Annotated in this window: 7 protein-coding genes, 8 tRNA genes and 1 pseudogene; 1 reads left to right on the forward strand and 15 read right to left on the reverse strand. The window is 41.7% G+C overall.

From position 1 onward, the window contains the following. From ABUA47_RS16115 to ABUA47_RS16185, 15 genes and pseudogenes are all read right to left on the reverse strand, one after another. Positions 1-207, reverse strand: a pseudogene (locus ABUA47_RS16115) (hypothetical protein); the annotation flags it as partial. 23 nt (positions 208-230) lie between these two features. After that, the gene (locus tag ABUA47_RS16120; protein ID WP_004326776.1) at positions 231-761 is read right to left on the reverse strand and encodes a hypothetical protein; all 531 of its coding nucleotides are present in this window, start codon (positions 759-761) and stop codon (positions 231-233) included. Between the two features lie 3 nt (positions 762-764). After that, positions 765-1,088, reverse strand: coding sequence for a hypothetical protein (locus ABUA47_RS16125; protein ID WP_004326777.1), 324 nt, complete (start codon positions 1,086-1,088; stop codon positions 765-767). A gap of 2 nt (positions 1,089-1,090) precedes the next feature. Further along, complete coding sequence (locus ABUA47_RS16130; RefSeq protein ID WP_007846587.1) at positions 1,091-1,465, reverse strand: hypothetical protein; 375 nt, start codon at positions 1,463-1,465, stop codon at positions 1,091-1,093. 19 nt (positions 1,466-1,484) lie between these two features. Further along, positions 1,485-2,678 (reverse strand): hypothetical protein, encoded by a 1,194-nt coding sequence (locus ABUA47_RS16135; RefSeq protein WP_349824481.1) that lies wholly within the window; start codon positions 2,676-2,678, stop codon positions 1,485-1,487. A gap of 37 nt (positions 2,679-2,715) precedes the next feature. Further along, positions 2,716-3,123 carry a hypothetical protein gene (locus ABUA47_RS16140; RefSeq protein ID WP_008673431.1) on the reverse strand — a complete coding sequence of 136 codons (408 nt, stop codon included), beginning with the start codon at positions 3,121-3,123 and terminating at the stop codon, positions 2,716-2,718. 27 nt (positions 3,124-3,150) lie between these two features. Beyond that, positions 3,151-3,774: a hypothetical protein gene (locus ABUA47_RS16145; RefSeq protein WP_349824482.1), complete on the reverse strand. Its 624-nt coding sequence runs from the start codon at positions 3,772-3,774 to the stop codon at positions 3,151-3,153. Between the two features lie 93 nt (positions 3,775-3,867). Next, positions 3,868-3,949, reverse strand: a tRNA-Tyr gene (locus ABUA47_RS16150). 6 nt (positions 3,950-3,955) lie between these two features. Next, a tRNA-Ser gene (locus ABUA47_RS16155) sits at positions 3,956-4,040 on the reverse strand. A 73-nt stretch (positions 4,041-4,113) separates the two neighbouring features. Next, positions 4,114-4,185, reverse strand: a tRNA-Glu gene (locus ABUA47_RS16160). A gap of 5 nt (positions 4,186-4,190) precedes the next feature. Further along, positions 4,191-4,261 (reverse strand) — tRNA-Gln (locus tag ABUA47_RS16165). A gap of 5 nt (positions 4,262-4,266) precedes the next feature. Next, positions 4,267-4,340 (reverse strand) — tRNA-Trp (locus ABUA47_RS16170). Positions 4,341-4,347: 7 nt separating this feature from the next. Continuing rightward, positions 4,348-4,420 (reverse strand) — tRNA-Asn (locus ABUA47_RS16175). A gap of 79 nt (positions 4,421-4,499) precedes the next feature. Beyond that, a tRNA-Phe gene (locus ABUA47_RS16180) sits at positions 4,500-4,572 on the reverse strand. A 65-nt stretch (positions 4,573-4,637) separates the two neighbouring features. Then, positions 4,638-4,710 (reverse strand) — tRNA-Met (locus tag ABUA47_RS16185). 348 nt (positions 4,711-5,058) lie between these two features. Here ABUA47_RS16185 and ABUA47_RS16190 point away from each other — a divergent pair. After that, positions 5,059-6,693 (forward strand): terminase large subunit domain-containing protein, encoded by a 1,635-nt coding sequence (locus ABUA47_RS16190; RefSeq protein ID WP_005794423.1) that lies wholly within the window; start codon positions 5,059-5,061, stop codon positions 6,691-6,693. Positions 6,694-6,714 lie beyond the last annotated feature (21 nt).

Genomic DNA, 6,714 nt, shown 5'->3' on the forward strand with positions numbered 1-6,714 from the left:
CTCAATACCGTTTGAGCGATCATGCGCAAAAACGTTTATCTGACAGTAAGTGTCTTGGTAGGTACTTCCTTTATCTTGGATAGTTTGTGGCAACCGGATAACAACAAAGTCCTTCATCGCCTTTTGTTCAGCAGCCGGACGATCTGTTATGAAAACCTTTTCACCAATGCCGGTTACTGCATCAGCGATTTGTTTTAATATATCCATACGTCTATAAACTGTCCGTCCCATCATTTCATTGGTTTAAAGTTCTTGAATAATGTATTTTGTGCCCTTTGAAATGTTCCGGTCAGAACATCTGCATTCAACACATTCTCCAAATAGGTTGAATATTCAGTACCCGTGCACATTACTATCTCAAATCCTTTACGTGATTCCGACTTATATCTTTTCAAGAAATCAAAGGAGAATGCTTCGCCATAACCTTTATCAGTTTCTATTGTTCCAGTAAAACGTCTGTTCTGATTATCATAACTGACACCTACAAATGTTTCACCTTTAGTCAGCTTTACTCTCACCGGTTGTTTCATTGAATCTCCACTACAAACGAAATAGGAAAATCTACCGTCCATGAATAATCCGCACGCATAACTGGTTATTGTATTACCCGTAAGATTCCGAAAGCCTGACTTGTTATCAAGTGCATCTTGGATAAGTTCTTCACAGCATTTAGTCAAGACATCAAAGATATATCCTGAAACAAGCTCCTTTGCCTTCCTTATTCCTTCATCAAACAATACTTCATTGCTCCGGTTATCCATGCGTTAATTTTTTGCAAGATTGAAATACACAGTTGTTCCCAAATTTCCGGCATAGCTATCAGTAACCATACATTGAGTGAAAGTGCCTTGTCTGTCCGTGACATCTATCAGATCACCGGCCAATATTCCTTCAACAATTCCGGGAAGGCTCAACAGATAATCGCTCTTTATCACATTATCGGTTTTGAATGTCCGCAAATTTGTACTACCTTCCTTTCGGCATATACCTTCATACAAGATCACCTTCTCACCATCACTGAAAGAATCCTCACCTATAATTCGGTAAACAGTACATTTGTGCGGATGCCGTGGATTATTTACTTTCATACTCAAAAATTGACTATTCTGATTTTAGTGCCCTTTACAACTTCTTCATCCCATTTCTCATACAGTTCTTTCGCCATTTCACGGAGTTGCCGCTTGTCGTATGCGCTGGTCTGCCAACCACCTTCCTTATGCTTCCATCCCCCGTCACTGTCTTCGGTATCATTCTTACTGCTTGGAGTGCTTGCACACCACATATAAATATCGGCAGTGGCAAGATCAAGTTGCCTTTCGGTCAGTTCACTTACCATTGTTCCAAAAGCGATTTTCCGCTTGACAAGAACCCTTTTGAGGGCGTTATCCGCTATTTCATAAGCGGTTGCGCCACTCAAAAAGTCTTCAATGGTCATATCTTCCGTATGAGAAAGTTCCTCACTCATTCTTGCATGAAGTTAAGAGTTACACAGTCACAGTAGAAATGAACATATACTGCGGCATTCTCGGCACACACATTTGGGCGGCTTCACTTTCAATATAGATTGAATGTGTTTCAGGATTGGCTCTCTGTGTCAGTTTCAAACGTCCACCGTCATAAGAAGCAACCTTGTTTGCCTCATATCCCAAAGTCAAAGGTTCCACACCTTGAATTGTACCAATCTGACCTACCGGTATAAAGGCGATATTGGTAGCCTTGAAGTTTTCCACTTGTTCAGTGATAAGATCAGGCTGTCCGTCTGCATCCTTACCGGGCTTGTCAACAAAAGCATAGCTGTCACGTGGTACGATTTCATCCACTTTAACCAGTTTCTTGAAAATGGCTTTCAGGCGGTCTTCATCTTCATTCTGTGCATTGGCAATAACCGTACTATCATCCGTCACAGTCGGATAGAGAGAATGACCGATACGTTTAAGAACCGCAGTATGAGTCATTAAATCATCCCACAAGTCCTGCGCCAGCTCCATCCTGATCTTGCCCAAATAATGATATTTGCGGCGAATCTCTTTCACTCTGTTCTTTATATCCATAATCGGATCAGAGGCAGAGCCTTGATTTGCCGGAATATGTTCATCCTTAGTCCACCAACAGCTTGTGCCGGGCAATACCTGGTAATGGTTTCCAGGGATATTAAAGTCAATAGTGATACCCTTCAAACCACGTGGGTTGTTATCAGTATCAATAGTGAACTTACCCGTGGAAACAATTCTCATTCGCTGGTGAGTAAGCGCATTGTAGTACGATCCGATAAGACCGTCAGCACTTTCATCAAGCAAGCCCAAGAACACATTCTGCATCTCTTCCGTCAATGCGGACATGCCTACCCGTTGCAACAGCTGTAATTGTTGTCTCACAGTCACACGGTTCAAACGGTAGAACTTCTTTTGAGTCGGGATATTACCCGTCCTTCCTTCGAGTTCTCCCAATGCAGCTTCATAACCCGGACTTTCCGGATCAACGTAAGCTGGCAGCGTTTTCACGCCGAGGCTCGTAATAAGCTGGGAGAAAGTATAATCCAACTTGGTTGCTTCAAATTCAAAACCATCAATTTGAAGTAGGTCATACTTCTCCTTGTAACGGTCAATAAATTCTTGCCAAGTGTCCCCACCAAGCCCATATTCGATAACCTTGTACAAATCAATAGGAAGTGTATTCATACAATTGTCGTGTTTTAAATGTTATTTTCAAATTCTTCTACTGCACCCATACAATTTGAGGAAGTGTAGTAATCTTTTGCAGGATAGCAACCACTTTTTCGTCAAACATGTACTGATAAATCTCTCCGGCATAGACTACTGTCCCACTGGCCTTCGTGTTTTCACTGGCTACAAGAACATCTTCTTGCAAATAGCCATTAATACCAAGAGTGGTAATATCTGATTCAGCCGCCTTAATCTGTTCGTCCGTATAGGCTTTAAAAGTCTTGCCTGAAAGATCAAACTTCACTGCTGTACCGGCAGGAATCTTGCCAACCGCAACCCAATCGGAAATGTTACTCACCATACCACCGCCCGGATAACGGTGACGGATTTCACGCCACACTTTACGGGCATGTCCGTATTTCACGGTGTTCACATCAAACGTGTTACCCATTGTTCCCATACATTTATTGTTTTAGAGTTAATAATTTCAATTCTTCTTCCAGCCTTCCTTCTTGCCTTTACGTTCAAAGTATCTGCTGGCTGCATTGTGTTGTGTTCCACCTGAACCGTCAGAAGTTCTTGGGGCGGTGCCATAACCCCTGCACGCCTTATATTCTGCATCATATTTCGGCAGAAATTCAGTAACCAGTTCATCCACAGTTTTCTTGGTATCGAAAGTTACCCCTTGTAAGGTCTTGCTCAACACATAATCATCATTCGCTTGTTTGGCCTTCATTGCAGCCGTAACCTTCTTCAACAAATCAGCTTGAACCTTTTTGCTGTCTTCCGCGTCTAAACGTGCTTCCAGTTCTTTCAGTTTCTTCTCCAGTTCATCATCGTTTTTCGGTGGTACCGGTGGAGTTGGAGGTGTCGGGGGAGTCGGTTTGGGCTTATAGTTTTTCTTAAAGTCCTCAACTCTGGTTGCGACATCATGGTTGTACTGTCCTTGCATCCCTTTCAGAAAATTCACAGCCTTGTTCCAATAAGCCTCGTCAGGCTCCGAACCTTCGGCTATGGGATTAAGTTCTACATACGTCTGTAATGTCTGCGGTGAAAAACTGGTTTCTCCAAGTTTCTCACTTAATGTGGATAAGATTTTTTCTTGTTCCATCGTGTTTATTTTGTGTTTATGTTGAATAAAAAAAGAGTCAGACAATGCTTTTTGCATCAATCTGACTCTTTGGTCTTATTTTCCATTTAATAGTGGGCAGTATTGGACTCGAACCAATGAAGACGAAAGCCAATAGATTTACAGTCTATCCCGTTTGCCACTTCGGTAACTACCCGTTTTGCGGAAGCAGAAGGATTCAAACCTCCGAAGCCTTTCAGCTTGCCTCTTTAGCAAAGAGGTGGTATCGTTCACTCACCCATACTTCCAATATGCGACCTACAAGATGTCTCGGTGAAACCACCGCATTTCCCTTGTATTTCGGACGTTATTCATTCTGTGTAGCGTATCAGAGAATCGAACTCTGGTTTCCACCGTGAAAAGGTGACGACCTAACCGTTAGTCGAATACGCCATTTGTTGAGATACAAGGATTTGAACCTTGAATAGCAGAACCAAAATCTGCTGTGTTGCCATTACACCATATCTCAATATGCGCGAAGAGAAGGACTCGAACCCCCCGACAATCAGGTTTGGAATCTGACGTTCTTCCAACTGAACTATCTCCGCTTCATTGCGCCCGGTGATAGAATCGAACTACCGACCTTTACATTAACAGTGTATTGCTCTACCAATTGAGCTAACCGGACAATATACCTATACTCACCTAACCTGCGATACCCCATTTCAGCGTACCTGTGGGAATTGAACCACACCGTATAGGTTTTGTGGAAAGAGATGAAATCGAATCACCTTAACCGGATTTTCAGTCCGGCGCATACACCACGTCTGCCATCTTTCCATATTCTCCCTTTATCCCCATACGCCACATCGAAGGGAGAAACAATGCGGCAACTCCAACTATTGTTGCGGAGATTCGACTCGAACGAATGACCTTTGGGCTATGATCCCAACGAGCTACCAGCTGCTCCACTCCGCGATATTATCCTGAAAACTACTTTGTACCCACAATATCCACATTTATGTAGTTCTTGCATCTACGACACTTCACTCTCAATATAACAACACCATTGACATAGCTTATATCAGTTAGTTTCTGACCGCATATCGGACATAAAACTATCTTGTTGTATATTTCCCTTTGATCTGCATCTTTATCCGCACTAATTTTTATCATACTCCATGTTTTCGTTGCAAATATATGTACTGGATTTCTTTTCTCAAAACATTTTTGATATTATTTTCTATTAAAATGTAGAAAATAATACTCTTTATGCGTATTTTTGTACTGCAATATTAGAATCAGAGCTTATAGGCCGGTCTCCACATGTGTAATGTGAGGATCGGTTTTCTTTTTATGGAGAAATATAGTGGAATAAAAACGGTTAATGCCAGTTTGGTGCTTGATTATGAATATATCCAAATGTTAAGGGACGCGGATAGGAAAATTCCTAATCCGAATAAGATAATCGCACAAGGTGGAGGGCAGGAAAACATGCTCTCCACCCCGGCTGATATTACCATCTGTGGGGGATGCCGTGGAGGAAGTAAAACTTTTACTCTTCTTATGGAAACATTGAAAGATATAAAAAATAAAAACTTCCGTTCTGTGCTTCTCCGGCATGAGATAGACGATCTCTCTGATATGGTAGAAACATCATCCACCTTATATGATGATTTTGGGGAATACAACAAGTCCAAAAACGACATGCGCTGGAATTTCTATAAAGGTGGATTTTTAAAATTCAGCTATCATGCTGACACACTTGACGATTTCAAAAAGCGTTTTCAAGGTAAACAGTTCGCATATATAGGTGTGGATGAAATAACCCACATGGAATATCTCAAATTCAAATACCTTATCACTTGTAACCGTAACGCCTTTCATATCCGTAACCGCTTTATCGGAACATGTAACCCTGATCCTGACAGCTGGGTTGCAAAATTCATTGACTGGTGGATCGGAGAAGATGGTCTTCCAATCCCGGAACGTGATGGCAGAGTCCGGTATTGTTTTATGGACGGGGACAATGTTTCAGGTATATATTGGGGAGATACCCGTGAGGAAGTATATGAGCAATGCAAGGATATTATACACGCCTACTGGAAGCCGGAGTATGAGCAATATGGCACACCACAAGAACTGTTTATCAAGTCGGTTACTTTTATTGAAGCAAAACTTTCCGATAATGTAAAACTGATGTCTTCTGATCCGACCTATTTGGCTAACCTTGTCAACCAGTCAGACGAACAACGCGCACGCGATCTTGACGGTAACTGGAAATACAAAGCTGCCGGAGATGATATAATAAAGCTGACTCACATGGAAGCCTTATACCGCAATTCCATGCAGATAGGTGATGGAATACGCCGGGTATCATGTGATGCGGCATTTGAGGGTGGCGACAGTCTTGTCATGTGGCTGTGGGAAGGATGGCATATAAGAGACATATTTGTTTGCAAACTTGACAGCAAGAAAACAGTCGATACCGTAAAAGCGATGCTGGAAGAATGGCATGTAAGAGAAGAATGCTTCACCTATGACCTTAACGGACTCGGACAAATATTCAAAGGCTTTTTCCCGAATGCAATCCCATTCAACAACAAAGAAGCCGTGGAAGAGAAATTCAAATACATCTATGCGAATTTAAAATCACAAGCGGCATATCTGTTCGCACAAAAAATTATCAACCGGGAGATTTCCATTGAACCGACTCTTCTTGAACGCAAGTTCTCCGGCAAAGGGTTTGAGAAAGTTCCCCTTAGACAGATTCTCGACAAGGAAAGGAAAGCGATACGAAAGGATGAAGACAGTGAAGAGAAAGGCTGGACTATTATCAAGAAGATTATAATGAAAAAATTAGTAGGTCATTCTCCCGACTTCATAGAAGCATTGCTTATGCGAATGATTTTTGAAATTAAACATAAACGCAAACACATAAAAGGTTTAGGATTAATATGATAGCAGAGATTCTTACAAAAA

The organism is Bacteroides sp. RTP31139st1_H2_RTP31139_211217 (assembly GCF_040227615.1).
Taxonomy (GTDB): Bacteria; Bacteroidota; Bacteroidia; order Bacteroidales; family Bacteroidaceae; genus Bacteroides; species Bacteroides uniformis.

Excerpts from the sequence above, each read along its gene's own strand:
- ABUA47_RS16190 (WP_005794423.1), top strand. The coding sequence starts at position 5,059 with ATGTGTAATGTGAGGATCGGTTTTCTTTTTATGGAGAAATATAGTGGA.
- ABUA47_RS16145 (WP_349824482.1), bottom strand. The coding sequence starts at position 3,774 with ATGGAACAAGAAAAAATCTTATCCACATTAAGTGAGAAACTTGGAGAA.
- ABUA47_RS16135 (WP_349824481.1), bottom strand. The coding sequence starts at position 2,678 with ATGAATACACTTCCTATTGATTTGTACAAGGTTATCGAATATGGGCTT.
- ABUA47_RS16125 (WP_004326777.1), bottom strand. The coding sequence starts at position 1,088 with ATGAAAGTAAATAATCCACGGCATCCGCACAAATGTACTGTTTACCGA.
- ABUA47_RS16130 (WP_007846587.1), bottom strand. The coding sequence starts at position 1,465 with ATGAGTGAGGAACTTTCTCATACGGAAGATATGACCATTGAAGACTTT.
- ABUA47_RS16120 (WP_004326776.1), bottom strand. The coding sequence starts at position 761 with ATGGATAACCGGAGCAATGAAGTATTGTTTGATGAAGGAATAAGGAAG.
- ABUA47_RS16140 (WP_008673431.1), bottom strand. The coding sequence starts at position 3,123 with ATGGGAACAATGGGTAACACGTTTGATGTGAACACCGTGAAATACGGA.